Below are 25,862 nucleotides of genomic sequence, written 5' to 3' on the forward strand. Positions count from 1 at the left end.
ACAAGTGGCATCTCGTGGGAAGGGGGAGGGCGCGCGCATCCGTCAGCCCTTCACGGAGCCGGCGGCGAGGCCCGCCATGATCTGCTTGTTGAGGAAGAGGTAGAGCACGAGCATCCCGAGGATGTTGATGCTGATCGAGGCGAACAGCGGTCCGTACTGCGTCGAGCCGTACTCGTCGCTGAAGTTCAGCAGCCCGACCTGCACCGTGGCCAGCTCGTCGTTCGTCGTGAAGGTCAGCGCGATCAGCAGGTCGTTCCAGACCGCGAAGAACTCGACCAGCGCGATCGTGATGATGGCGTTGCGCATCATCGGCACGCCGACCCGCCAGAAGGCGGTGATCATGCTCGCGCCGTCGATGGCGGCGGCCTCGAAGATCTCGCGGGGGATCGCGCGGAAGTAGGCCGTCATCAGGAACACCGTCAGCGGCAGCCCCATCACCGTGTAGGTGATGATCAGCGGCCAGAGCGAGTTCGTCAGCCCGGTCCGGAAGTACACCGTGAAGAGCGGGACCAGGATCATCTGGCCGGGGATCATGATGCCCGCGATGAACAGCAGCAGCACCGTGTTGCGGCCGCGCCAGACCAGGACCTCGAGCGCGAACGCGGCGGCGACGCCGAGCACGATCATCAGGGCGAGCGAGGGGACGGTGACCAGGACGCTGTTGCGCAGGTTCGTCGCCAGGTCGCCCTCCGTCAGCGCCGAGACGTAGTTCGAGAAGTCGAGGCTCTGCGGCAGCGCCCAGGTCGGATTGGCGAAGAACTCGTTCTGCGTCTTGAACGAGCCCATCACGATCCAGAAGATCGGATACGCCTCGACGACGACGAGGAGGCCGATCAGCACGCGGCCGATCCAGCGCCGCGTGCCGCGACCGAGGCTGCGGACCCGGCGGTGCGGGCCGGCCGGCACCGAGGGGCGGGTGCGGGGTGCCGGGCGGGAGAGGGTTCCGGTGGACACCTCAGGCCTCCTTCGTGTTGTCGCGGCGCGACGAGCGGAAGATGAAGAGGGTGACGAGGAAGCACATGATCGTCAGCACCAGCGCGATCGTCGAGCCGTAGCCGTAGTCCGAGTAGCTGAAGACGGTGCGGTACATGTAGAGCGTCAGCGGTGTCGTCGAGCTGCCCGGTCCGCCGTTGTTCAGCGCGAGCAGGGTGTCGAAGACCTTGAGCGTGCTGTTGAAGCTGAAGATCACCGACGACAGCAGCACCGGCAGCGACAGCGGCAGCACGATCGACGAGACCAGGCGCCAGCCGGTCGCCCCGTCGAGGCGGGCCGACTCGAGCGTCTCCTCCGGGATGTCGACGAGCCCGGCGTAGAGGAGGATCGCGAAGAAGCCCATCGAGCGCCAGAGCTCCATGATCACGGCGACGGCGAAGGTGCCCTCGGCGGTCGCGAACCAGTCGATGCTGCCGAGACCGAGGAACCCGAGTCCCGCGTTGACCGGGCCCTCCTGGCCGCCGACGGCGAACATGCTCTTGAAGAGCAGCGCGACGGCGACCGTGGGCAGCACCGTCGGGAAGAACACGACGGTCCGGACGAAGGAGGACGCGTTCTTCAGCACGAAGACGTAGAGCAGGGCGAGCGCGTAGCCGAGCACGACCTGCCCCGCGGTGATCACGAGCGAGTAGCGGACGGTGAACCAGAGCGCCTCGAGCGCCTGCGGGTCCTGCAGGAAGCGCAGGAAGTTCTCGCCGCCGGAGAACTCGAAGCCGCTGAGCGGATTGCCGGTGAAGAAGGTGAGTCCGAGCGACCAGAGCACCGGGACGAGCTTGATGAGCGTGTAGACGGCGAGGGCCGGTCCGAGAAGGATCAGGATCGCCTTCTTGTCTCCGAGGACGCTGTTCACGGAAGCGCTGTCCTTTCGACGTGCGCGCAGGGCGTGCACGCGGGGGAGGGTGAGGAGGAGGGACGTGAGCCGGCGGCGGGAGGAGCCGCCGGCCCGCTCGGGATCACTGCGCATGGTCGAGATCGGCCTGGAGGGCCGACATGTAGTCCTCGGCGCTCATGCCGCCCGAGACCAGCAGCGAGACGTTGGTCTGCGCGTCCGAGGTGGTCTTCGCGTCGAAGAGGGCCTCGAACCAGAGCACGGTCTCGTCCGCCTCGTTCACGTACTCCTGGACCGTGGTGGTCAGCGGCGGGACGTCGGTGACCTCCTCGTTCAGCGCGAAGCCCGAGATGACGCCCTGGTTCTGCAGCACGCTCGAGCCGTAGTTCTCGGCGATGCAGGTCAGCCAGTCGCCGACCCCGTCGTCGTAGGCCTTCGTCGAGGTGGCGGTCGCCGCTCCGGCGTTGGCGGGCCACTGGCTGCTGTCGCCCGCTCCACCCGTGACGTTCGGGAACGGGAGGAAGCCGACGTTCTCCTCGCCGATCTGGTTCTGCGCGGGGTCGTTGAGGTTCGCGAGGAACCAGGAGCCGTTGTAGGTCATCGCGGCCTCGCCGGTGAGGAACTGGGCGTTGGCGGTGTCGGTGTCGCGTGAGGTGACGCCCTCGCCGAACAGGCCCGCGCTGCCGAGGTCGGCGACGGCCTGCGCGCCCTCGACGTACTCGGCGTCGGTGAGCTTCGCGTCGCCCGACTGGACGTCCTTCATGGCGTCCGGGCCGATCGAGCGGAAGAGGTAGTTGCCGATCAGGCGGGTGAGCGGCCAGCCCTGGCTGCCGGCCTCGGTGAGCGGGACCACACCGGCGGCCTTCAGCGTCTCGAGGGCGGCGACGAGCTCGTCCCAGGTCTGCGGCTCGGCGATGCCGTTCGACGCCAGGATCTGCTTGTTGTACCAGATGCCCTCGACGTTGTACTGGAACGGCAGCGAGACCATGCCGCCGTAGACCGAGGTGATCGTCGAGCGGGCGGCGGGGAGGACGTCGTCCCAGACGCCGAGCTCGGTGAGCTTCTCCTCGTAGTCGACGATGAGGTCGTTCTTGCCGAGGTCGCCGTCGGGGCGGACCTGCGCGGTGCCGGCGACGAAGCTGGTCGGCAGCGCGTCCTGGCTCGCGAGCAGCGTGATCTTCTGCACCACGTCGGCCTGGGCGACCGTCTGGCTGTCGAGCGGCATCGCCTCGTTCTCGGCGGAGCAGGCGCCCTCGCCGAGCGTGGCGAGCTCGTCGCGGATGATCGAGTTCTCGGCCGGGGTGAGGACCGAGAAGGAGCCGGCGGCGCCGGAGTCGGACGAGCCGCCGCCGTCGCCCGAGGCGCAGCCGGTGAGCAGCAGCACGGCGGCTCCGGTGCCGGCGACGAGCCCGGTGAGGGCCGAGCGGGAGCGACGTCCGCGGGATTCTGCAGAGCGGGACACATTTCCTCCTTGAAAGGTGCAACGGCGTTTCGAACGGGCGATGCCGGGCGGGCATTGTTTGAAACGTTACAATTCAGGAGGCTACCGACGGGTGCACAGGCTGTCAAGACCGTCTTGACACGTTTCAAAAGCTGCGGAACGATGAAGCCGTCGTCCGGGCGCTGGAGCCCGATGGCCGCTCGGCGGCGCACGACGAGGATCGGAGAGACATCGCATGGAACTCGACGGGCAGCGCGCCCTGGTCACCGGTGGCGCGGGAGCGCTCGGACGGGTCGTCTGCCGCGAGCTCGCCCGCGCGGGAGCCGACGTGGTCGTCGTCGATCTCGACGCGGCGGGAGCGGAGGAGGTCGCCCGGAGCGTGCGCGAGGAGGGCAGGGCCGCCCGCGCCGTCGCGGTCGACCTGACCGACTTCGACTCCGTGCAGCGCGCCCTCGGCGCCGTGATCGAGGAGGACGGCGCGATCGACGTCCTGGTCAACGGCGCCGGCGGCGGTGCGGTCTCGTTCTTCCACGAGATGACGGAGCAGACCTGGCGCACCCAGATGTCGCGGAATCTCGACACCGTCTTCGCGGTCACCCGCGCGGTGCTGCCCGCGATGCTCGAGCGGCGGTCCGGGCGGATCGTGAACATCGCCTCGGTCGCGGCCGTCGCCGGGGGGCGGCTCGTCCGCGGGGCGACCGCCTACGCCGCCGCGAAGGCCGGGGTCGTCGGCCTCACCAAGGCGCTCGCGATCGAGGTCGCCGACCAGGGCGTCACCGTCAACGCGCTCGCGCCCGGCGCGCAGCGCACGCCCGGCCGGGACAGCGACACCCCCGAGCGGCGCGCGGCGCTGCTCGACCAGATCCCGTCGCGGCTGCTCGGCGAGCCCGAGCACCTCGCCCGGACCATCGTGTTCCTGGCGTCGCCGGCGGCCGTCAACATCACCGGAGTGATCCTGCCGCTCGACGGCGGACATTCGATCTAGTGATCCCAGGAGACTCCGACATGACTCAGCCCACTCCCGACCCCGAGCGCCTCGCCCGCGGCCGAGCCGCCTTCGACGCCGTCTACGGCGAGGGCAAGGCCGACGGCCTGATCGCGCTGCAGCGCGGCCGCGCCCAGGACCTCGCCCGCTACGGCCTCGAGTTCAACTTCGGCGACGTCAACTCGCGCCCCGGCCTCACGCTGCGCGAGCGCGAGCTGATCACCCTCGGAGTCCTCACCGCGCTCGGCGGGGTGGATGCGCAGCTCCGGGGGCACACCCGGGCGGCCGTCAACACGGGGGCGACGGCGGAGGAGATCGTCGAGGCGGTCATCCACACGGTGCAGTACGTCGGCTTCCCGCGCGCGCTCAACGCGGTGAAGGTGGTGTCGGAGGCGCTGGAGGCGCACGGTGTCGCGCTGCCCGAGCCGCTGCTGCCGGAGCCGCCGGCGGAGTCGCCCGCGGAGTCGCCGCTCCGCGAGTAGGGAGCCTCGCGTGAGAGCATCGAAGCCCGTCCGACGCCCCGTCGCGGCGCCCGCCAGCACGAGGAGACAGCGATGACCAGGGTCGGCATCCGCGACGTCGCCGCCGCCGCCGGGGTGTCGATGGGGACGGTCTCGCACTTCCTCAACCACCCCGCGCGCGTCTCCGACACGAAGGCCAAGCGGATCCAGGAGGCGATCGAGGCGCTGGGCTTCGTGCGCAACAACGCCGGCCGCCAGCTCCGGCTCGGGCAGAGCTCGACCATCGCCTACATCGCGCCCGACGTCTCCAACCCCTTCTTCGCGATGATCGCGGAGGGGGCGGAGCGGCGCGCGGCCGAGCTCGGGCTGTCGTTGTTCCTCGCCAACTCGGGCGGCGAGACCTCGCGGGAGGACGCCTACCTCGAGCTGTTCGAGGAGCACGGGGTGCGCGGGATGCTGGTCGCGTCGCACGGCTCCATCGAGGACCGCCTCGCCTCGGTGCGCTCGCGCGGGACGCCGACCGTGCTCGTCGGCCGGCACGCGGCCGCCGAGACCCAGCCCTCGGTCTCGATCGACGAGGTGCTCGGCGGGCGCCTCGCGGTCGAGCACCTGCTCGCGCTCGGCCGCCGCCGCCTGGCCTTCGTGGGCGGCCCGCTCTCGATCCAGCAGGTCGGCGAGCGCCTCTCGGGTGCCAGCCGCGCGGTCGCCGCGGTGCCCGGCGCGACCCTCGAGATGATCGACGTGCAGCACCGCGTGATCGCGGAGGGGCACGAGGTGGGCGAGGCGATCGCCGACCGTGAGCCCGCCGCCCGCCCCGATGCGATCTTCGCCGTCAACGACCTCCTGGCCATCGGCCTCGAGCAGGTCCTGATCGGCCGGGGGATCCGCGTGCCCGAGGACATCGCGCTCATCGGCTACGACGACATCGAGTACGCGGAGGCGTCGATCGTGCCGCTGAGCTCGATCCGCGCTCCGCAGGAGTCGTTCGGCGCGTCGGCGGTCGACCTGCTGCAGGAGGTGGTGTCCGCCGAGGGCGACGGCGTCGTCGACCGGCGCCGGGTCTTCGCGCCGGAGCTCGTCGAGCGCGCGTCCACGCGCGGTCGCTGAGCTGCGGGGCCGGGCGTGCCCGTGCCCGCCGCCCGGGAGAGGGCCCGACGTCCCCGGGGCGGGTGGGTCTCCTGGGAGGAGACCCACCCGCCCCGGCATGCTGATCGAGTAGCCCGCGGAGCGGGCGTATCGAGCGGAGGGGGCGCCTCCGGCGCCAGCGCAGGGCGGGGAAGAGACCGACGTGCATGCGGTGGTGGGTCTCGATACGCCCCTGCGGGGCTACTCGACCAGCATGTGTGCGGGTGTCTCTTCCAAGTAGACCCGCCCACCGCCGAGCATGCTGATCGAGCAGCCCGCGGAGCGGGCGTATCGAGATCCTCGTGCGGGCAGCCCCGAGCGCACTCGTCGCTGCCCGGGCTCCTCGACCGACCTGCTGCTCGTCCTCCTCGAACCGACGTTCCGCGCCAGAAGTGAGCAGAATTCGTCTTCTGCATTCGACCGGCCTAAGCTTTCGTGTCGGTCAGCCGCTCCTCGCCTGTCCGCTCCCTCGCTGAACGGACCGGCCCGATCCTCTCCCGGGGACATCCCCGGAGAGGTGGCAGGGTTCCCGCCTCCCGCAAGTGGCGCGGACGGGGGACGTGCGCGGCATGAGCGACTGCGCTTCACTGAAGGCTCGCCCTGCTATGACAGCGTTACCACCCTGCTCTCACAACTGTCCGAGACGGTCGGCTCCCGCCCGCCCCTCTCCCTCTCCACGAACGGATCCGCCATGTCCACTCACCCGTCCGATTCCTCCGGCCCCTCGCGCCGCTCCGTGACCGCGGGCGCGATGTGGAGCATCCCCGTCGTCAGCGCGGCCGTCGCTGCTCCGCTGGCCGCGGCCTCGACGGTGCCCTGCACCAGCACGACGATGTTCACGCAGTCGGTCGTGTCGGCGACGAACCCGCTGACCCTCTCCGCGACCTCGCCCACCGGCACGACGTCCACGATCCGCATCACCTCGATCCTGGCGGCCGACACCACGACCACGCCCACGACCGACAGCAGGAGCTTCAACCTGACCCAGAACGGGACGGTGTGGTACGCCGGTGGAACGCCCCAGTTAGCGATCGAGGCACCGCTGGACTTCTTCGGGCCCGGGCTGCTCATCCTGAACCAGCGTCGCGCCGGGCGGGTCTCGACGCCCACCGAGACCGTCCCGGAGGTGCCGACGCCGGGATCCGACTCGCAGACGCTGATCTTCGAGTTCTTCGACGCGGACGGGAAGCCGTTCGACCCGACGGACGTGCAGCTCACCTTCCTGAACATCCTGTCGGACGCGGCCAGCACAGGGCTCTACTGGGCGCTGAAGTCCTGGACGACCGTCGGCTTCAGCGTCGCGCCCACCTCGATCTCCTCGCGCGGCGGGAATGCGGGAGTCGGCGCCGGCACGATCGCCGATCCGTTCCGGCGCGCCACCGCCGATGAGCGGTCCCTCCCGCGCACGCCGCGGTACGACACCTTCTCGTTCCGCTCCCTCCCCTCGGGCAGCTCGCTCGTCTACAGCCAGTTCGGCGGCCTCCAGGGCTGGCACAACAGCGCCATCACGGGACTCGGCTTCCGCACCAGCGACTGCTGAGCGCTCGTTCCGCGCCAGCGGCGGGGGAGCGTCGCACTCGGGCGACCGCCGCTCCTCCGCTGCCGGGGTGACCGGTCGGACTCCGGCCGCACTCCTGGTCTCACGGAACGGATCCCGCATGTCGCAGCACCGCCCCGACCTGCACGGCCCCACCCGGCGCACCATCGCCACGAGCGCCGCGTGGGGCGTCCCCGTCGTCAGCGCGGCGGTGTCACCACATTCCTCTCGCACCTGTTCGAGACGGTCGACTCCCGCCCGTCCCACTCCCTCTTCCACGAACGGATCCGTCATGTCCACTCACCCGTCCGATTCCTCCGGCCCCTCGCGCCGCACCGTGACCGCGGGCGCGATGTGGAGCATCCCCGTCGTCAGCGCGGCCGTCGCTGCTCCGCTCGCCGCGGCCTCGACGCTGCCCTGCACCAGCACGGCGATGTTCACGCAGTCGAGCATGTCGCTGAATCCGCTGACCCTCACTGCGACCTCGCCCACCGGCACGTCGACCTCGGTCCGCATCACCTCGGTCCTGGCGGCGGACACCACGACCACGCCCACGACCGACAGCAGGAGCTTCAACCTGACCCAGGACGGCACGGTGTGGTTCGCCGGCGGCTCGACGGACTTCGCCAACGAGGGACCGCTGGACTACTACGAGCCCGGTGTGCTCCTCCTCAACCAGCGTCGCGCCGGGCAGGTCTCGACATCGGACGTGAGGATCCCGGAGGTGCCGACGCCGGGGTCCGACTCGCAGACGCTGATCTTCGAGTTCTTCGACGTGGACGGCAAGCCGTTCGACCCGACGGACGTCCAGCTCACCTTCCTGAACATCACGTCGAGGGCGGATGACGACCTCTACTGGGCACTGCGGTTCTGGACGAGCGTCGGCTTCAGTGTCGCGCCCACCTCGATCACCACGCGGGGCGGTGCTGCGGGAGTCGGCGCCGGGACGGTCGCCGATCCGTTCCGGCGCGCCACCAAGAACGAGCCGGCCCGTCCGCTCGCCCCCCGTTTCGACGTCTTCACATTCGCCTCCCTCCCGTCCGGCAGCGCACTCACCTACAGCCAGTTCGGTGGGTATCAGGGCTGGCACAACAGCGCGATCACCGGCCTCGGCTTCCGCACCAGCGACTGCTGAGCGCTCGTTCCGCGCCAGCGGCGGGGGAGCGTCGCACTCGGGCGACCGCCCCTCCTACGCTGCCGGGGTGACCGGTCGGACTCCGGCCGCACTCCTGGTCTCACGGAACGGATCCCACATGTCGCAGCACCGCCCCGACCCGCACGGCCCCACCCGGCGCACCGTCGCCGCGAGTGCCGCGTGGAGCGTCCCCGTCGTCAGCGCGGCGGTCGCCGCCCCGCTCGCCGCCGCCTCGCCCGCCCCGTGCTTCAGCTCGACGGTGTTCCCGCCGACGAGCGTCGCGAGCGACCCGACCGTGCTCACGGCGGTCTCGCCGGGGGGAGCGGTGTCGACGGTGCGGATCACGTCCGTCCTCGCGCCGGGCACAACGACCGGCTCGCAGGGCCGGAGCTTCAATCTGACCGGGGAGGGCTCCGTGTGGATCGGGGAGGAGACCGGCGCGCCGCCGAGCGAGACGGTCGCGCGCGCCGGGGGGCCGGGCGCGTTCGGTCCCGGGACGCTCCTGCTGAACCAGCGTCGTGCCGGGGCGCTCACGGAGACCCCGTCGCCCGGGTCGGACTCGCAGACGCTGACGTTCGGCTTCTTCGGAGCGGATGGGCGGCCGTTCGACCCACTCGACGTCCGGCTCACCTTCCAGAACATCACGTCGCTCTCGGACCCCTCCCTCCCGTGGGTGGCACGCTGGTGGACCACCGTCGGCTTCAGCCTCGCGCCCACCTCGATCTCCGCCCAGGGCCCCGACGCGGGAGTCGGCACGGGCACGGTCGCCGACCCGTTCCGGCGCAGCACCTCCTTCGAGCCCGTCCTCGTCAACGACCCCCGCTTCGACACCTTCGCGTTCGACGTCCTCCCCTCGGGGAGCACGCTCACCGTGAGCCAGCGCGACGGTCAGCAGGGCTGGCACGCGACAGCGCTGACCGCGCTGCGCTTCCGCGCCCGCGACTGCTGAGCGCCGCGGCGTCGGCGGAGGCGGAGCACTTCCCGCGGGCGCTCACTCCTGCACGGCCGTCAGCCGACCGCGGCCGCCTCGGGGTCCGGGATCGCCGCGAGCAGCGCCCGCGTGTACGGGTGCTGCGGCGCCTCGAAGATCTGCGCGGGCGTGCCCGACTCGACGATCCGGCCCTTCTGCATCACGTGCACGGTGTGCGCGAGCATCCGCACCACGGCGAGGTCGTGGCTGATGAAGAGGTAGCTCAGCCCGAGCTCGCGCTGCAGCTCGGCCAGGAGCGCGAGGATCTGCTCCTGCACGAGGACGTCGAGCGCCGATACCGCCTCGTCCAGTACGACCAGCTCGGGCGAGAGGGCGAGCGCGCGGGCGATCGCCACGCGCTGCAGCTGACCGCCCGAGAGCTCGCGCGGCAGCTTCTCCGCCACCTCGGGCGGCAGGGCGACCTGCGCGAGCAGCTCGGCGACCCGCCGCCGCCGGCTCTCGCCGTCGCCGACCCGGTGCAACAGCAGCGGCTCCTCGATGCTGCGGGCCACGGTGTACCGCGCGTCGAACGAGCTGTACGGGTTCTGGAACACCGGCTGCACGTGCCGGCGGAAGTCCATCAGCTCCTTCCCGCGCAGGTGCGCGACGCTCCGGCCGCGGAACTCGATCGCGCCGGTCGTCGGCTCCTCGAGTCGCAGCACGAGCTTCGCCGTCGTCGACTTGCCCGAGCCGGACTCGCCGACGACCGCGACCGTCCGGCCGCGCGGGATGTCGAACGACGAGGACTCGACGGCGGTGAACGGCGTCTTGCGGCCGAGGCCCGAGCGCACCGGGTACTGCTTCCCGACCTCGCGGAGCCTCACCAGCGGCTCGACGCCCTCGGACGCGGGCGCGTCCTCGACCAGCCGTGTCGACGACAGGGTCGGCGCCGCGGCCAGCAGCCGCCGGGTGTACTCGTGCTGCGGAGCGCGCAGGACGGCCGCCGCCTCGCCCTGCTCGACCACTTCGCCGCGGAACAGCACCAGCACCCGGTCGGCGCGCTCGGCGGCGAGGGCGAGGTCGTGCGTGATCAGGATCACCGCGGTCCCCATCTCGGCGGTGAGGCGGGCGAGCTGATCGAGGATCCCGCGCTGCACGGTGACGTCCAGCGCGCTGGTCGGCTCGTCGGCGATGAGCAGCCGCGGGCGGCAGGCGAGGCCGATCGCGATCAGCACCCGCTGGCGCATGCCGCCGGAAAGCTCGTGCGGGTACTGCCGCGCGCGCCGGGCCGGCTCGGGGATGCCCACCATCTCGAGCAGCTCGACGACCCGGTCACGCGCGGCGGCACCGCGGAGGCGGCCATGCACGAGCAGCGCCTCCGCGATCTGCGCGCCCACCCGCTGCAGCGGATTCAGATTCGACATCGGATCCTGCGGCACCAGCCCGATGCCGGCGCCGCGGATCGCGGTCATCCGCTTCTCCGTCGCCTGCGCGAGGTCCTCGCCCTCGAACAGGATCGAGCCGGAGGAGATCCTGCCGTTCTCCGGGAGCAGCCGGTTGATGCTCGCGGCGGTCGTCGACTTCCCCGAGCCCGACTCGCCGACGACGGCGATCGTCTCACCCGCGCGCAGATCCAGGTCGAGGTGGCGCACCGCCTCGATCTCGCCGGCCGGAGTGGCGAACGAGATCGAGACGTCGCGGAGGGAGAGCAGCGGATCGGTCACGGGAGCGGCCTCAGACCGCGGCGGTCTCGAGCGCGGGAGCCTCGGTCGCGGAAGCCTCGGCCACGGGCGCCTCGAGCGACCAGGACGCCTCGATCTCGGCCAGGTCGACGACCTCGCCGAACGACCAGGCGATCCCGAACAGCGCGAAGTGGTTCCGCTCGGCCGTGAACTCGGCGACGGCGTCGCGCACCACGTAGGTGCCGTAGTCGCGCTGGCCCGCGTCCCTCGCGGTCGACTCGACGCAGATGTTGGTCGTCACTCCGCAGATCACGACGTTGCGGACGCCCATGCCGTTCAGCACCGGCTCGAGGCGGGTGCCGTAGAACGCACTCGGCCGGGACTTGTCGATCACGATCTCGTCGGGCCGCGCCTCCAGCTCCGGGATCAGCTCGATCTCGTCGGTGCCGGCGCCGAGCGAGTTGGAGGCGATGCGCTCGGCGGCCTTCGCACCGCGGACCGGTCCGAAGTCGACCATGCCGGGCATGTAGACGTAGCGGGTGAAGATCACCGGCACGCCGGCGGCGCGGGCGTCGCGCACCAGGCGGACGGTGCCCGGGATGGCGTCGCGCAGCGGCGTGACGTCGATGCCCGAGCGGCCGAGCGAGTCGTCGTTGTCGAAGAAGGCGCGCTGCATGTCGACGACGATGAGCGCGGTGTTCTCGCGGGGGATGGTGGTCATGGCGGTGCTCCTGATCGGTAGAGGTGGGGAGAGCGGGTCAGTTGAAGACGAGCATCCCGTCGGGTCGCGGGCTCCAGTCGAGGCCCTGCGCGACGCCGTAGGTGTAGGTGTCGGTGAAGAGCGGTGCGTAGTAGGTGTTCTCGTCGACGAGCGCGGAGATCTGCGCGAAGTCGTCGGCGCGCGCGGTCTCGTCGGCCTCGCCGGTCTCGGCGGCGAGCAGCTCGTCGATCGCGGGGTCGGAGACGTAGCCCTGACCGCCGGTCTTGAGCAGCATCGTCAGCGGCAGGTCCGCGTCCATCACGGAGGGGGCGAAGGCGTAGAGGTAGAGGCCGGGCAGCGAGGCCGAGAACCAGGTCCCGCTGAAGGTGTTCGCCTCCTGGCCGTCGAGCTCGATCGTGAGGCCGACGGCCTCGAGCTGGCTCGCGACCGCCTGCGCGATCTGGTCGATCTGCGGGAGGCCGTTGGTCGGGTAGGACAGCGTGATCGGGCTGCCGTCGTAGCCGGAGGCCGTGATCAGCTCGCGGGCCGCGTCGGCGTCGGTCTCGGTCGCGGGGAGCGCCTCGTCGTAGCCGAAGGAGACCGGGGCGATCAGCTGGCCGGTCGGGGTGACCGCTCCGCCCAGGAGGTCCTCGCTGATCGCGGTGCGGTCGATCGCGAGGTCGACGGCCTCGCGCACCGAGGGGTCGGACAGCCAGGGGGCCGTCGAGTTGAAGCCGGTGTAGAGCACGCGGTTCGACTCCTGCTCGACGACGTCGACCGTGCCGGAGCCCTCGACGGCGGCGACGTTCGAGGGGCCGAGGAGTGCGAGGTCGAGGTCGCCGGACTGGACCGAGTTGGCCCGGGTCGTCTCGTCGGGCACCGGCTGGAAGACGACCTCCTCGTAGGCGCCCTTCTCTCCCCAGTAGTCGTCGTTGCGCTCGAGCGTGATCGAGTCGCCGTTCACCCAGGAGGCGACGGAGTACGGGCCCGAGCCGACCGGTGCCTTCGCGAACGCGGCCGCCCCTTCGGCCTCGTAGACCGCCTTCGGGATGATCGGGACGAGCGTGACCTGGCGGTCGAAGGGCGCGAACGGCGTGTTCAGCGTGAAGGTGACCTCGTCCTCGCCGGTCGCCACGACCGACTCGACCGCCGAGAGGTAGCCGCCGAGGTTCGACGCCGGATCGCTCATGGCCGTCTCGTAGGTGAAGACCACGTCCTCGGCCGTGACGTCGGTGCCGTCCTGCCAGGCGGCGTCGTCGCGCAGGGTGAAGACCCAGCTGGTCAGCGAGTCGTCGTGGGTCCAGCCCGAGGCGAGCCGCGGCGAGACGCTGCCGTCGGCGTCCACCTGGGCGAGCTGGTCGAAGACGTTGTAGAAGATGTTCAGCGCCGGCAGCTGGGTGTCGTAGAGCGGATCGAGCGAGGACGGCTCGCCGGTCAGCGCGACGGTGATGCTCGTCGTGTCGGCGGCCGAGGCGGAGCCGTCGTCGAAGCTCGCGCAGCCGCCGAGGGCGAGCGTCGCGGCGCCGACGAGCGCGACGGCGCCGACTGCGCGACGGCCGCGGCGGGATAGGCAGAGGCGGCGGGAGGAGGAAGGGGTCACGGGGAGGCCTTTCGGGAGGGGGAAGCGGGGGAAGCGGGGGAAGAGGGGGAGCGAGCGCTCAGCGGCGCGGGCGCGCGCCCTGGGAGACGAACTGGATCCCGCCGATGACGAAGAGGATCATCAGCGCGGGCAGGAGGGTGAGCGCGGCGTCGGTCTGCAGGTACTTCTGGCCCTCGTTGATCATCAGACCGAGGCTCGGCGTGGGCGGCTGGATGCCCAGGCCGAGGAAGCTCAGCGACGACTCGATGGTGATCACGACGCCGATCTCGAACGCCGCGAGGATCAGCACCTGCGGCAGCACGTTCGGCAGCAGGTGCTTGCGCACGATCCACCAGCCGCTGCCGCCCGCGGCCGTCACCGACGAGACGAACTCCCGCTCGCGCAGCGACACCGTGAGCGAGCGGGTCACCCGTCCGTAGCCGACCCAGTTGGTCAGGCCCAGGAGGGTCACCAGCAGCAGCGGGCTCGAGCCGAGCGCCGCGACGAGCACGATCAGCAGCAGCACGACGGGGATCGCCAGCTGCACGTCGCCGACGGCCATCAGGAAACCGTCGAGGCGGCCGCGCCGCCAGCCGGCCAGCAGCCCGACCGAGAGACCGACGGCCGCGCTGATCGCGACGGCCCCGAGCGCGACCAGCAGCGAGACACGCGTCGCGACGGCCAGGCGGCTGAGGGTGTCGCGGCCGAGCGCGTCGGTCCCGAGCAGGTGCGCCGGGTCGGCGAACGGGGCGGCGAGGCTGCCCGCGAGGTCCTGCGAGTACGGGTCGAAGGCGGGGAGGAAGGGCACCACGATCACGACGAGCGCCACGACGGCGAGCATCACGACGGCGACGGCGACCGAGGGCCCCGGCAGGCGGGCGGCGGCGAGCTGCCACCGGGTGCGGGTGCGGATGATCTCGGTGGTCACGACAGTGCTCCCTTCACGACGGCGCGGTTCGCGACGACGCCGCTGACGGCGGCGCCGTTCACGACAGCCGCACTCTCGGGTCGAGCACGGCGTAGAGCAGATCGACGACCAGATTGATCACGATGAAGAGCAGGGCGATGACGACGACCCCCGCCTGGACGATCGGATAGTCGCGCTGGGTGACCCCCTGCACGATCAGGCGGCCGAGGCCCGGCCAGTTGAAGACCGTCTCGAGCACGACCAGCCCGCCGACGAGCACGCCGAGGTTGATGCCGGCGACCGTGATGATCGGCAGCATCGCGTTCGGGAGCATGTGCCGCAGCACGATCCGAGACCGGGGCACCCCCTTCGCCCTCGCCGTGCGGACGAAGTCGAGCGAGCGGCTCTCGTCGAAGGAGGCGTTGAAGAGGCGGAGGTAGAGCGCCACCTCGAAGGTCGCGATGGTGATCACCGGAATGACGTAGCTGGCGTAGGAGGTGCGGCCGAGGGCGGGCAGCAGCCCGAGCCCGACCGAGAAGACCAGGATCATCAGGATCCCGAACAGGTACGGCGGGATCGCCTGCCGCAGCGTCGCCGCCCAGAGCATCACCGTGCGCAGTCGGCGGTCGCCCGTGACCTCGGCGAGCACGGCGAGCCCGGTCGCCAGCACGATCCCGATCACGAACGAGGAGATCGCGAGCTCGAGCGTCGCCGGCAGCCGGTCGAGCACCAGGGCGAGGGCGGGCTGCCCCTGCCGGATCGACTCGCCCAGATCACCGCGCACCACGTCGCCGAGGAAGCCGAGGTACTGCGCGAGCAGCGGCCGGTCGAGTCCGAGGGCCCGCCGCACGTCCGCGACGTCCTCGGCGGTCGCCTGGTCGGGCAGCATCAGCCGCACCGGGTCGCCGGTCATCCGGGCCAGGACGAACGCGAACGTCAGCACCGCGAGCACCGTCACGACCGCCCGGAGCGCGCGCCGGCCGAGGAAGCGCACCATGCCGTCACCCCCTGTCCTCCTGCTCAGCCCGGACGGATCGCCGGTGAGTCAGGAGCGTAGGAGCCGCTCCGGTCCGCGCTGATTGCGGGGGCGTGAAGCTTGGATTGCGCGACCGCCGCCCGCGCCACTGCAAGGATCGGCGCCCTGTCCGCCACTCGCCGGTCCCCACCCGCGAGATGCCACTTGTGCACGCGACACGCCGGTGGAAGCGAGCACAAGTGGCATCTCACGGAGGGGGAGGAGTGGCGGAATGCGGGGCGGATCGGCGTCGGTGCGCGGATCGGGATCGGGTCGACCGGCGCAATCGGGATTCAACAATCGGCTGTCAGGATCGTGCCTCGACGGCGGGTCTCCGCCCTGCCCGCTCCCTCCGGAAGGACACCCGCGCCATGACCCTCGAGACCTACTCGCCGGACCCGCAGCTGCTCCGGCAGGCCTTCTCGCACTTCCCCTCCGGCGTCGCCGCCTTCGCCGCGGAGGTGGACGGCACGCTCGAGGGCATGGTCGCCTCCTCGTTCAGCGTCGGCGTCTCGATGGACCCGCCGCTGGTGATGTTCGCCATCCAGAACTCGTCGACCACCTGGCCGGTGCTGCGCGGGGCGGGCCGCATCGGCGTCTCGGTGATGGGAGCCGGCCACAGTGTCGCCGCGCGCCAGCTCGCCTCCCGCAACAAGGCCGGCCGCTTCGAGGGCCTCGAGATCGAGCGGAGCGAGGCCGGTGCCGTCTTCGTGCACGGCTCACCGCTCTGGCTCGAGTGCTCGATCCACGGCGAGATCCCCGCCGGCGACCACCACGTGGTCCTCCTCGAGGTGACGGCGCTGCACAACGACGCGACGATCGAGCCGCTGGTCTTCCACGGCTCCGCCTTCCGGCACCTGCGCTCGGTCGCCTGACCAGGGCCGGGAGCGGTCGGGCTCAGACGCCCCAGTTCGGGAAGGGTGCGCGCAGGCTCGAGACGGTGACGGAGTCCTCCGCGATCGCACCCACCGTGTTCGTCAGCTCGTAGTCCCCGTCGGCGCCGACGACCGTGGTGTCGAGGAGGAAGCTGCTGAGCGAGCCGTCGGTCGTGCTCTCCGGGTGCTCGGCAGCCACCTCGGCCGCGGCGTCGCCGACCGCGACTCCGCCCAGCGTGCTGATCGCGACGCCGTCGACGGCGGGCGCGGTCGCCTCGACCAGGACGTCCGGCTCGGGGTAGGTGAGCTCCGGCCCGCCCGCGTCGTAGACCTCGGTGTCCCGGAGGACGAAGCCCGGCCAGGTGTAGGCGCGGCTGCGGTAGCCCTCGTACGGGACGTCGTCGGACTCGGTCGGCTCGCTGCCGAACGCCTCGGTGAGCGCCGCGACCGCGCCGGTGCCGTCGCGGTACGCCCAGCTGCCCAGCTGCGTTCCGGAGGCGTCCACCAGCGAGAACGAGGTCGGCCCGATCAGCAGGCTCGCGGCGGCCGCGGGCGTCGCGGTCGGCGCGGGGGTCGCGGTGGGGGCCGGCGTTGCGGTGACGGTCGCGGTGGCGGTCACCGTCGCGGCCGGCTGCGCGACGGGCTCGTCGGAGGAGACGCAGCCGCTCAAGACCGTCCCGACGCCGAGGGCGAGGGCGGTGCCGGCGACGGCGGTGCGCAGGAGCGAGCGGGACGGGATGGGCATGGCGTACCCCCGGAGAAGCGGACGACGGGGGTCGCGGATCGTCCCCCACCGCCCATCCTTCCGCGCGGGAGCCGGCGACCGGGTAACGATCTGCTCTCCTGCGCCGGAGCTAGCAGGCGACGGTGTCCGAGAGCGGCTGCGCGTCCGCGTCGACACGCTCGAACTCGACGCGCTGGATGCGGTTCACCGCGACCACGCTGTACTGCTCGGGCCCGCGCGCGACCGGCAGGAACTGCCGCGTCTCCAGGTCGTGGGCGAGCTTGTGGCGATCACCGTGGAACGTGCAGGCGTGCGCCCTCTGCTCGGGATCGTCGACCAGGTAGAGCACCAGCTGGAGAACGGGCATCGCTTCCCTTCGGGATGACGTGAACGGAGCCTGCGCCCAGCGTGCCAGGACCGGTCACACCCCTGCGCCCGTTCTCAGCGATCCGCGGACCCCCCTTCTGCGGGAACCGTCCCTTCTGCGGGAACCGTCGGGACGGTCGCCCGCCTGGGTCGGCTCGTCAACGGCGGCCGAGGATCTCAGGGTCGAGCGGAGAGGGCGGACGGCACCCTGCTCCGCTCATGGATCCAGTTGCGCAGCTCGGGATCGATGAAGCCGGTCACGTCGATGAGATCGTCGTACCGCGCCGGAAGGTCCAGCGACCAGATCCGGTGGTGGTGCCCGATGCGATTGCGGAGCCCGCGCAGTCGAGCGACCGGTTCGCGAACTGTCGCTTGACTCCGATTCGGCGCGGAGGGGAAGGCAGCAGCGAGGTCGGGCCACAGCGCGATGCGAGCCTTCGACACCATCTGGTGCCAGAACCCGAAGGACACCTCGGAGATGACCTGGCCTGGGTCGATGGGCTTGCCATTGCGTCGAACGCGACCGATGGCGATGCTGACATCGGTGTAGGGCTGGCGGTGGAGTCCGGGTCCGCGTGCGTCTCGCCCGAGCTCCCGCGCATCGTCGAAGATCCAGTGGCCGATGCGATCTCTTCGGCGGTGAAGGAGGGCCATCCGTGCATCGATCGCGTTGCGCAGCGCGACCTCGAGGTGCCCCAGCGATTCCCAGAACGCGGCCGAGGTGGTCACGTTCCACTCGTACAGTGCACGAGCCCGATCGAGATCCCCCTCGGTCTCGGCCAGGTAGTGCCGGAGTCTGGCGGAGGAGAAGTGCTGCTCGTAGAAGGGCCACTCGCTCGCGTTGACCGGGATCACCTCGCCCTCTAAACTCCTACCGAACACCCCGGAGCCGTCCCTGTAGCTCTCGTCCGAGAGCCGATCACACGACCGGGGTTCTGCCGTTAACGGGGCCGTGTCGTTAACGGGGCCGTGTCGTCGACGAGGCCGTGTCGTCGACGAGGCCGTGTCGTCGACGGGACTCCCGTCGAGAGATCCTGCCAGCGGGGTGGTGGGCTCCTCGGCGCAGGCGCGCGACGTCGGGCTCACGCCGTCGCACGGAGCCGCACCGTGGGCAGCGCGGCCAGTGCGCCGACCGCCGCCGCGCAGGCCGCCGCCGAGAGGGCGAAGACCAGCGGCAGGGCGAGCGCGTACGCTTCCGCCTCGGCCGCGCCGGCCGAGACGAGCGCCGTGAGTCGAGCGGACAGCGCCGCGCCGTAGCCCACCAGCCCGACGGTGCCGCCGAGGGTGAAGAAGAAGACGATCGCGGCGCTCAGCGAGCCGGTCCGGCCGGCGGGCGCGACGGTCTGCGCCGCGAGCACGAGGTTCTGCAGCGTGATGCCGAGGCCGGCCGAGAGCAGCAGTGCCCCGGTGAGCGCGAGCGGCAGCGGGGCGAGCGGCGCGAGCGCGAGGGCGACGTTGCCGAGCAGCATCGCGCCCGCGGCCAGCAGCAGCACGCCCTTCACCCGGCCGCTGCGCGTGACGGCGCGGCCGGCGGTGAACGACGCGATCACGGCGCCGACCGCCATCGGAGCGAGCAGCAGACCGGCGGGCGCGGGATCCATCCCGAGCCCGAGCTGCAGGTACTGGGTGATGAAGACCGAGCCGCCGAAGAGCGTCGAGCCGAGCAGGAAGGCGGCGACCGCGCAGACCAGGGGGACCCGCGCCACGAGCAGTCGCAGCGGGATGATCGGAGCGGCCACCCGCAGCTCGACGAGCACGAGCGCGACCAGCGCGAGCGCGCCGAAGCCGCCGAAGCCCAGCAGCGCGACCGCCCTCGAGCCCCCGCCGCCCGCTCCCTCGCCCAGCAGCGTCAGCGCGATCAGCGCCGCGGGAACTCCGGTCGCGATCAGCAGCGCACCCGCGTAGTCCGTGCGTCCGCCGCGCGGCGCGACCGGCAGCCGCACGTGCAGCGAGGCGGTCAGCACCACGAACGAGGCGACGGCCAGGGGCAGGGCCACCACGAAGCACCAGCGCCAGCCGAGCGCTTGCACGACGACCCCGCCGACGATCGGGCCGAGGATGGTCGCCGAGGTCTGCAGGGCCTGGAGCGACCCGTTCACCCGGCCGCGCTCGCGCAGCGGCACCAGCAGGGCGACGGCGGCCATCGACACCGCGGCGGTCCCGCCCAGGCCGACGCCCTGCAGCGCCCGCGCGGCGAGCAGCACCGCCGTCGAGGGGGCGAGCGCGGCGAGGACCGAGCCGGCGACGAAGACGCCGATCGCGGCCTGGAGGATCCGCTTCGGCGCGACGAGATCCGCGAGCCGGCCCCAGAGCGGAGTGGTCGCGGTGTTGCCGAGGATCGTCGCCGCGACCAGCCACGTGGAGAGCCCGGCCGCGCCCTCCAGCGAGCGCATCACGGTGGGGACGCTCGTGGCGACGATGGTCGCGGAGAGCCCGGCGACGAACTGCGAGAGCATCAGGCCGGTCAGCGGCCAGCGGACGCCGCCCGTCACGACCTCACGCCGTCACGCCGGCACCGGAGCGCCCACCGCGGCGAGCACGGCCGCGGTGAACTCCCGCGGCGCCCGCGCCGGGAACTGCCCGCTCACCGGCATCTCGACGACCCTGGTCCCGGGCATCCGGCTGAACTCGATCGGCACGTCGAGCGTCATCCGCGCCCACGGCGGCTGCAGCACGGTGAGCTCGACGCCCGCCTCGACCAGCGCCAGGTTGTCCGCCCAGGTCTTCGCGCGGCCGCGGAACACCGCCGGGTAGATCGAGTTGTAGCGCTCGAGGTTGCCGAGGGTGTCCGCGACGCAGCCGGCCAGCGCGCGCGGGTCGTCGGTGCCGTAGAGGCCGACGTTCTTGTCCCAGAGGTAGCGCAGCACGGCGCCGTCGGCCGTGACCGGCAGCTCGGGCGCCCAGTTCTGCGCCCAGTGCTCCATCGCCGCGGGCTCCGGCTCCTCGAGGGCGTAGAGCACAGCCCGCCGCACCCGGCCGGTGCCGAGCAGCGCGATCGCGATCGCCGTCGCGAGCGAGCTGCCCGTCTTCATCCCGACGGGGACGAACTCGCCGACCCCCAGCGCGTCCAGGCCCTGCACCAGGATCCGGGCGTACTCGGCGAGCGGCTGGTCGGCGGGCGCCGAGTCGCTCTGGCCGAAGCCGGGGGTGTCGAAGGCGATCGTCGTCGCGTGCGCGCCGAGTGCGTCCAGCACCGGCTCGTAGACGGCGGAGGTGCGCGGCGACTCGTGCAGCAGCACGATCGCCGGTCCGCCCGAGCCGCTCCTGCGGTAGTGCAGCTGACCCCAGTCGGTGTCGACGTATCCGCGCATGGTGGTTCTCCTCGGAACAGAAATGGGAAGCAAGGACGGGGGCTTCAGAACTCGAGCAGGTTGTCGCGCAGCTGGTCGAACGAGTACTCGCGCCGGGTCAGCCCGCGGCGCTGCAGCTCGGGCACCAGGCCGTCGCAGATCTCGGCGATGAAGCGCCGGGTGACGCCGCTGGTCGAGATCAGGAAGCCGTCGCCGCCGGCGACGCGCATCATCTCCTCGAGCTGGTCGGCGACCGATTCGGGGGTGCCGGCGATCACCGGGCCATTGCCGACCCCGCGCGAGACGACCGCCTCGCGGAGCGTCCGCGTCGCGTTGCGGGTGACGAAGTCGGTGAGCTGCTGCGTGCCGTTGGTGCGCAGATCGAGCGAGCCGAGCGGCACGTCCAGCGGCACCTGCGCGAAGTCGATGTCGGTGGACTTCGCCATCGCGGCCAGGTGCACCTCGATGTTCTCGGCGATGTCGTCGCGGCGCAGGCGCACCCGCTCCTGCGCCTCCGCCTCGGTCGACCCGACGATCGGCCCGACCCCGAAGAGCACCTTGATGTCGTCCGGGTCGCGCCCGAAGGAGAGCGCCGCGGCGCGCACCTTGTCGCGGTAGGACTTCATGCCCTCGGCCGTCGCGTGGATCGCGACGATGGTGTCGGCGTACTTCGCCGCGAAGGCGATGCCGCGGGGCGAGCCGCCGGCCTGCGAGATCACCGGACGGCCCTGCGGCAGCGGGCCGGTGTTCAGCGGTCCGCGGGTCGAGTAGTGGCTGCCGCGGTAGTCCGCCCGGCGGACCTTGGTGTGGTCGGCCCAGTAGCCGGTGGCGGGATCGGCGACCACGGCGTCCGGCTCCCAGGTGTCCCAGAGTGCGATCGCGGCCTTCAGGAAGTCCTCGGCGACGTCGTAGCGCGAGTCGTGCTCGCCCATGCCGTCGAAGCCGTAGTTCTGCAGCGCGCGGTCGGAGGTGCCGGTCACCACGTTCACGCCCATCCGCCCGCCCGAGATCTGGTCGATCGAGGCCGACAGCCGGGCCAGCATGTAGGGGTGGTAGGCGAAGGTGCCGGCCGTCGCGATGATCCCGAGCTTCTCGGTGGCCTGCGCGAGCAGGGTCGCGGTGACCATCGGATCCTGCCGCGGGGTCTGGAAGGCGTGCTTGAGGTAGAGCTCCATCGAGTCGCCGTAGCGGTCGCCGACGAAGGTGTTGTCCTCGATCAGCACGTAGTCGAAGCGCGCCCGCTCCATCGCCCGCGCGAGGTCGACGAAGATCTCGGCCTGCTGCCACTGCGTGCCGATCGCGCCGGAGAACTCCTGCCCCCAGGCGGGGACCGAGGTGCCGTTGAGGAACCAGCCGAGGTGGAACGGCGCGACCATCAGAACGCCGCCAGGTTCGCCTTGAAGGTGGGCTCGTCGTACGAGGTGCGGATCAAGCCGCGGCGGCGCAGGGCCGGCGCGAGTCCGCTCGCGATCTCGTCGATGTAGCGGCGCGAGTGCGTGCGCACCGGCTCGCCGCGCACCAGGAACCCGTCGCCGCCGACCGCGTCGACGACCTCCTCCATCTGCTCGGCGACCGAGTCGGGTGTGCCGACGAGCTTCACCGACTCCGAGGACTGGCCGGTGAGCGCCTCGCGGATCGTCTTGCCCGCCGCGCGCTTCTTGAACGCCGCGAGCCCCGACTGGTGGCCGTTGGTCGACACGTCGTCGGGCAGCGGCTGGTCGAGGTCGAACTGCTTGAAGTCGACCTCGGTGGTGATCGACATGATGCCCAGCAGGGTCTCGATCTGGTCCTGGCTCAGCTCGTAGCGGCGGCGGGCGAGCTCCTCGGCGTCCGCCTGCGTCTCGCCGAGGACCGGCTGGATGATGTACATCACCTTCACGTCGTCCGGGTTCCGGCCGTGCCCGGCGGCGCGGGCGCGGATGTCGTCGCGGTACTCCTTCATCCCGTCCACACCGCTGGGCTGCGAGAGCAGCACGTTGGAGTGCTTGGCGGCGAAGTCGCGGCCGGCGGGGGAGCCGCCCGCCTGGCAGAGCACCGGGTGGCCCTGCGGGCCGGCCGGCAGGTTGAGCGGGCCGCGGACCTTGAAGTACTTGCCCTCGTGGTGGATGGGGTGGACCTTGGTGTGGTCCGCGAGCACGCCGGTCTCGCGGTCGGCGACGATCGCGCCGGGCTCCCACGAGTCCCAGAGCGCCTTGACGACCGTGACGTACTCCTCGGCCATCGCGTAGCGCTCGTCGTGCGGCAGCAGGTGGTCGAGGCCGTAGTTCTGCCCGGCGAGGTCCTCGGAGGAGGTGACCACGTTCCAGCCGACGCGGCCGCGGGTGAGGTGGTCCATCGTCGCCATCGTGCGGGCGAGGATGAAGGGCGGGTAGAAGCTGGTCGACATCGTCGCGATGAAGCCCATCTTCGAGGTGTGCTGCGCGAGCACCGGCAGCAGCGGCACCGGGTCGCCCTTGGGCGAGTGCAGGCCGTGCTTGAGGTCGTTCTCGGTCGAGCCGCCGTAGGTGTCCGAGACGAGCGTCGAGTCCTCGAACATCATGAAGTCGAAGCCGGCCCGCTCGAGCTGGCGCGCCATGTCGATGTAGTAGTCGCCGTTCAGCCACGTCATCGGGGTGTCGGCGGCCCACGGGCTCTTCCACGCGGGCGTCTTGAACGGGGTGAACCAGGCGAGGTGGAACGGTGTGACCATCGGGCGGTCTCCTTCGAGGTCGTGCGGAGCGGGAGGCGTGCAGCCATTCCAGCGGTCGCGCATTTCGCCGGGAGCGCGGCGCGGTGCCGATCTGATTGCGCAGGGGCGCCGCGGACGGATCGGGCGCTGACCGGGGTTTCTCCTCCCGTGATCAGATCAATTCGCCGGGCGTGTGACGCCTGCCGTGCTCGGCTGGTCGTGCCCCGCAGCGCTATCCGCCGCCGCTATCGCCTCGTCAGCTGCGCGATCCGGAAATCAGCGCGGACGGCGTCCGCCGTCTCCTCGGGCAGCCCCGACTCCTCCGCGTATTCGTGCCAGTTCCGAAGGGCCGCCGCGACGTCGGCGATGATGCCGCTCGCGTCGCGGACCGAGTGCGCCGTGGCGAAGTCGGTCAGGGCTCGCCTGTCGACCGCGTGGAACTCGCCGTGGACTCCCATGAGGTGGGCACTGGTCCACTTCGAATCGACAGCGTGCGCGTGGGTGATGTCGTAGGCAGGACTCAACGACCATCGTCCGTCCGGGGACATCAGGAAGGAGTGGTTCTTGGTGTGATCGTCGTAGTTCGCGGCCATCCAGTTGAAGACCAGACGCCGGAATGCCTGGCCGCGCGCGCCGTCTCCGAGTCGGAGCGCGTCGATCGCCTGGAACAGCTGGGCGTAGTCGTGAGTGCCGATCTGGTTGTAATCGAGGATGCCGAGGGCGCAGAGCGTCTGTGTGTGCAGCCTGCTCCCGTCGAGCGGACGATCGAAGCGCCGCGTCATGAAGTGCGCCCGACCGTTCTCCTCGAGCAGCCGTGTCTGCGTCATGTCGATCCCCGAGGCCCGGGCCATCAGCGAGTAGGCGTACTCGATCCGCCCGTAGTCCCCGCTCGTACCGAGGGCGCTGTCGACGCCGACGCCGTCGAACTTCAGCAGCCAGCCCTCGCAGCCTGCCATCGGCCTCTGCCCGGGCCGGAGTTCGCCTGTCCCCGGGTGGACGTTGACGACGGCCTTGGCTCGTGCGCCACCTGCGCTCGTTCCGACCAGCAGGATCTGCTGGAGAGCAGTCGCTGTCTCGATGTCGTCGCCGAGTGTGCCCGCGACGACGTCCCGGGCGACACCGACGAGATCGCTGACCACGAGCGCCGTCGGCGAGGGTTCGGCAGGGCCGCGGTCGGGGCGGAATTCGAGCGCGCCCATGGCTCGAGATCCGGTGTACACGAGCCGGTCGAGCGGCGTCGCCTCGTCGCTCCGCGCTCCCTCCCGGGCGAACTCCGCGTCGATGATCGCGTTGCCGAAGCGGTCCGGAAGTGAGTCGGCGATGGCGGGCGGGAGGTGGTGCCAGGTGTCCGGGTTGAGTCCGGGGAAGCGGAACGGACCGCGCTTGGCGAGGGGGAGGTGCAGGGGTGAGAGCTCGAGACCGGTGGCGCGCCACTCCGGTGCGTACTCGAACTCGTAGTCACGCGATCGCCGACCGGCGGCGAGCGCTCCGACGGTCCTGCCCCACGCACGGACCTCGACGACCTGAGCGGGCACGAAGGGCATCAGAGCCGCCGGGAGCGCGGTACCCGCCGCGGCTTCGAGGGCTGGCGTCGCGCCAACCGCAGCTGCTCCATCGGTCCCGGCTCGCCGATGCCCTCGTCGAGCGATTCCAGCCAGTCCTCGCGGTCCAGCGCGCGCACGGTCTTGATCAGCGTCGAGAGGGAGGAGCCACGCCCCGCCTCGAGGTTGCCGAGCGAGCGCGGAGCGATGTCGGCGAGGCGAGCGAGAGTCGCCTGATCCAGGAGGCGATCGATCCGGGCGTCGCGGATGGATTCTCCCAGGGAGACCAGCCACTCATCCGTCGTTCTGCTAACCGGCACTTTTCTACCTCCTGAGGTCATATTAGACCTCTATCGGCAGAAAAATGCCGGATGCGCGGCGTCGGGCGCTCAGACGGCGGCGGCGGCCTGCTCGGTGGACCAGGCGGCCGCCGCCGCGAGCTCGTCGGGGTCGACGGGCGCGGCCGCGGCGCCGCCGGGCTGGGCGGCGAGCCACTCCGAGGTCGCGACCGGCACCGGGTGCTTGTAGTCGCTCGTCACGGTCGTGTAGAGCGAGCCGCCGAGGCGGGCGACCGGCCGGTACTTCGCCACGTCGATCCGCCCGCGCTCGTCGAGGACCGAGTCGTCCGCGTGCACGGCGAGCACCTGGCCGAAGACCACATGAGCGTCGTAGACCTCGGTCTCGCGCAGCAGCACGCACTCGAGCGCGACCTTCGCCATCGCCAGGCGCTTCGGCGCGATCCGCACCGAGTCGACGAGCTCCAGGCCCAGCAGCGCCGCCTCGTCGACGGACGGCGGGGTGATCGCCGCCGTCGCGGTCTGCACCTCGGCCTGGCCCTCGGTGACCAGGTTGACCACGAACTCGCCGGTGGCGCGGATGTTCTCGTGCGAGTCCTTCTCCCCGGTGAACGAGATCATCAGCGTCGGCGGGTCCATCGTCACGAGGGTGAAGTACGAGAACGGGGCGAGGTTGCCGACGCCGTCCGCGCTCTCGGTGCCGATCCAGGCGATCGGCCGCGGCACCACCGCGTTCTTGACCATCCAGGTGAAGTCGTGGCTGCTGCCGGTGTCGTCGGCGAGGTACATGCGGGCTCCTCTTC

The 25,862-nt window shown here is 71.3% G+C and carries 25 protein-coding genes; 7 read left to right on the forward strand and 18 right to left on the reverse strand.

Annotated elements, in window-relative coordinates; all coding sequences use genetic code 11:
- Positions 1 to 42: 42 nt before the first annotated feature.
- From EDF17_RS00825 to EDF17_RS00835, 3 genes are read right to left on the reverse strand one after another with little or no spacing between them, the layout of a single operon-like run.
- Positions 43 to 954 carry a carbohydrate ABC transporter permease gene (locus tag EDF17_RS00825; protein ID WP_243581075.1) on the reverse strand — a complete coding sequence of 304 codons (912 nt, stop codon included), beginning with the start codon at positions 952 to 954 and terminating at the stop codon, positions 43 to 45.
- A 1-nt stretch (position 955) separates the two neighbouring features.
- Entirely contained in the window at positions 956 to 1,957 is a 1,002-nt protein-coding gene (locus EDF17_RS00830; protein ID WP_243732751.1) for a sugar ABC transporter permease, read from the reverse strand.
- Complete coding sequence (locus tag EDF17_RS00835; protein WP_123444733.1) at positions 1,947 to 3,284, reverse strand: extracellular solute-binding protein; 1,338 nt, start codon at positions 3,282 to 3,284, stop codon at positions 1,947 to 1,949. The genes EDF17_RS00830 and EDF17_RS00835 overlap by 11 nt, the downstream gene beginning before the upstream one ends.
- 214 nt (positions 3,285 to 3,498) lie before the next feature.
- Between EDF17_RS00835 and EDF17_RS00840 the strand changes: the two genes are divergently transcribed.
- From EDF17_RS00840 to EDF17_RS00865, 6 genes are all read left to right on the forward strand, one after another.
- Positions 3,499 to 4,248: an SDR family NAD(P)-dependent oxidoreductase gene (locus tag EDF17_RS00840; protein ID WP_123444734.1), complete on the forward strand. Its 750-nt coding sequence runs from the start codon at positions 3,499 to 3,501 to the stop codon at positions 4,246 to 4,248.
- A 20-nt stretch (positions 4,249 to 4,268) separates the two neighbouring features.
- Positions 4,269 to 4,730, forward strand: coding sequence for a carboxymuconolactone decarboxylase family protein (locus EDF17_RS00845; protein WP_123444735.1), 462 nt, complete (start codon positions 4,269 to 4,271; stop codon positions 4,728 to 4,730).
- 72 nt (positions 4,731 to 4,802) lie between these two features.
- The gene (locus EDF17_RS00850) at positions 4,803 to 5,816 is read left to right on the forward strand and encodes a substrate-binding domain-containing protein (protein ID WP_123444736.1); all 1,014 of its coding nucleotides are present in this window, start codon (positions 4,803 to 4,805) and stop codon (positions 5,814 to 5,816) included.
- Positions 5,817 to 6,525: 709 nt separating this feature from the next.
- Positions 6,526 to 7,374, forward strand: coding sequence for a hypothetical protein (locus EDF17_RS00855; RefSeq protein ID WP_133671822.1), 849 nt, complete (start codon positions 6,526 to 6,528; stop codon positions 7,372 to 7,374).
- 289 nt (positions 7,375 to 7,663) lie between these two features.
- Positions 7,664 to 8,506, forward strand: coding sequence for a hypothetical protein (locus EDF17_RS19680; protein WP_166649561.1), 843 nt, complete (start codon positions 7,664 to 7,666; stop codon positions 8,504 to 8,506).
- Between the two features lie 118 nt (positions 8,507 to 8,624).
- Positions 8,625 to 9,455, forward strand: coding sequence for a hypothetical protein (locus EDF17_RS00865; RefSeq protein WP_123444739.1), 831 nt, complete (start codon positions 8,625 to 8,627; stop codon positions 9,453 to 9,455).
- A gap of 59 nt (positions 9,456 to 9,514) precedes the next feature.
- Here the strand turns inward: EDF17_RS00865 and EDF17_RS00870 are convergent, their stop codons facing one another.
- The 5 genes from EDF17_RS00870 to EDF17_RS00890 are packed head-to-tail and all read right to left on the reverse strand — an operon-like array spanning position 9,515 to position 15,281.
- Entirely contained in the window at positions 9,515 to 11,140 is a 1,626-nt protein-coding gene (locus EDF17_RS00870) for an ABC transporter ATP-binding protein (RefSeq protein ID WP_123444740.1), read from the reverse strand.
- Positions 11,141 to 11,150: 10 nt separating this feature from the next.
- Positions 11,151 to 11,819, reverse strand: a complete 669-nt coding sequence (locus EDF17_RS00875) for an isochorismatase family cysteine hydrolase (protein WP_123444741.1) — start codon at positions 11,817 to 11,819, stop codon at positions 11,151 to 11,153.
- A 37-nt stretch (positions 11,820 to 11,856) separates the two neighbouring features.
- A complete protein-coding gene (locus EDF17_RS00880; RefSeq protein ID WP_123444742.1) occupies positions 11,857 to 13,398 on the reverse strand; it encodes an ABC transporter substrate-binding protein in 1,542 nt (513 codons plus the stop codon).
- Between the two features lie 58 nt (positions 13,399 to 13,456).
- On the reverse strand, positions 13,457 to 14,305 hold the full coding sequence (locus EDF17_RS00885; RefSeq protein WP_123444743.1) for an ABC transporter permease: 849 nt from the start codon (positions 14,303 to 14,305) through the stop codon (positions 13,457 to 13,459).
- Positions 14,306 to 14,363: 58 nt separating this feature from the next.
- The gene (locus EDF17_RS00890) at positions 14,364 to 15,281 is read right to left on the reverse strand and encodes an ABC transporter permease (protein ID WP_123444744.1); all 918 of its coding nucleotides are present in this window, start codon (positions 15,279 to 15,281) and stop codon (positions 14,364 to 14,366) included.
- 389 nt (positions 15,282 to 15,670) lie between these two features.
- On the opposite strand from EDF17_RS00890, the gene EDF17_RS00895 reads away from it, so the two are divergent.
- On the forward strand, positions 15,671 to 16,174 hold the full coding sequence (locus EDF17_RS00895) for a flavin reductase family protein (RefSeq protein ID WP_123444745.1): 504 nt from the start codon (positions 15,671 to 15,673) through the stop codon (positions 16,172 to 16,174).
- 22 nt (positions 16,175 to 16,196) lie between these two features.
- Here EDF17_RS00895 and EDF17_RS19685 read toward each other — a convergent pair whose 3' ends face one another.
- The 10 genes from EDF17_RS19685 to EDF17_RS00945 form a co-directional block, all read right to left on the reverse strand.
- Entirely contained in the window at positions 16,197 to 16,919 is a 723-nt protein-coding gene (locus EDF17_RS19685) for a hypothetical protein (RefSeq protein WP_166649569.1), read from the reverse strand.
- A 109-nt stretch (positions 16,920 to 17,028) separates the two neighbouring features.
- On the reverse strand, positions 17,029 to 17,265 hold the full coding sequence (locus tag EDF17_RS00905; protein WP_123444746.1) for a hypothetical protein: 237 nt from the start codon (positions 17,263 to 17,265) through the stop codon (positions 17,029 to 17,031).
- A 176-nt stretch (positions 17,266 to 17,441) separates the two neighbouring features.
- Positions 17,442 to 18,119 carry a hypothetical protein gene (locus tag EDF17_RS00910; RefSeq protein ID WP_133671824.1) on the reverse strand — a complete coding sequence of 226 codons (678 nt, stop codon included), beginning with the start codon at positions 18,117 to 18,119 and terminating at the stop codon, positions 17,442 to 17,444.
- Between the two features lie 227 nt (positions 18,120 to 18,346).
- Positions 18,347 to 19,756 (reverse strand): MFS transporter, encoded by a 1,410-nt coding sequence (locus EDF17_RS00915; RefSeq protein WP_123444748.1) that lies wholly within the window; start codon positions 19,754 to 19,756, stop codon positions 18,347 to 18,349.
- Between the two features lie 12 nt (positions 19,757 to 19,768).
- A complete protein-coding gene (locus EDF17_RS00920) occupies positions 19,769 to 20,575 on the reverse strand; it encodes an alpha/beta hydrolase (RefSeq protein WP_123444749.1) in 807 nt (268 codons plus the stop codon).
- Positions 20,576 to 20,619: 44 nt separating this feature from the next.
- Entirely contained in the window at positions 20,620 to 21,930 is a 1,311-nt protein-coding gene (locus EDF17_RS00925; protein ID WP_123444750.1) for an NtaA/DmoA family FMN-dependent monooxygenase, read from the reverse strand.
- Positions 21,930 to 23,243, reverse strand: coding sequence for an NtaA/DmoA family FMN-dependent monooxygenase (locus EDF17_RS00930; RefSeq protein WP_123444751.1), 1,314 nt, complete (start codon positions 23,241 to 23,243; stop codon positions 21,930 to 21,932). The genes EDF17_RS00925 and EDF17_RS00930 overlap by 1 nt, the downstream gene beginning before the upstream one ends.
- 224 nt (positions 23,244 to 23,467) lie before the next feature.
- Complete coding sequence (locus tag EDF17_RS00935) at positions 23,468 to 24,757, reverse strand: type II toxin-antitoxin system HipA family toxin (protein WP_208110556.1); 1,290 nt, start codon at positions 24,755 to 24,757, stop codon at positions 23,468 to 23,470.
- 8 nt (positions 24,758 to 24,765) lie between these two features.
- Positions 24,766 to 25,083 carry a helix-turn-helix transcriptional regulator gene (locus EDF17_RS00940; RefSeq protein ID WP_123444753.1) on the reverse strand — a complete coding sequence of 106 codons (318 nt, stop codon included), beginning with the start codon at positions 25,081 to 25,083 and terminating at the stop codon, positions 24,766 to 24,768.
- 69 nt (positions 25,084 to 25,152) lie between these two features.
- The gene (locus EDF17_RS00945; protein WP_123444754.1) at positions 25,153 to 25,848 is read right to left on the reverse strand and encodes a flavin reductase family protein; all 696 of its coding nucleotides are present in this window, start codon (positions 25,846 to 25,848) and stop codon (positions 25,153 to 25,155) included.
- Positions 25,849 to 25,862 lie beyond the last annotated feature (14 nt).

Source organism: Rathayibacter sp. PhB1 (genome assembly GCF_004362935.1).
Lineage (GTDB): Bacteria > Actinomycetota > Actinomycetes > Actinomycetales > Microbacteriaceae > Rathayibacter > Rathayibacter festucae.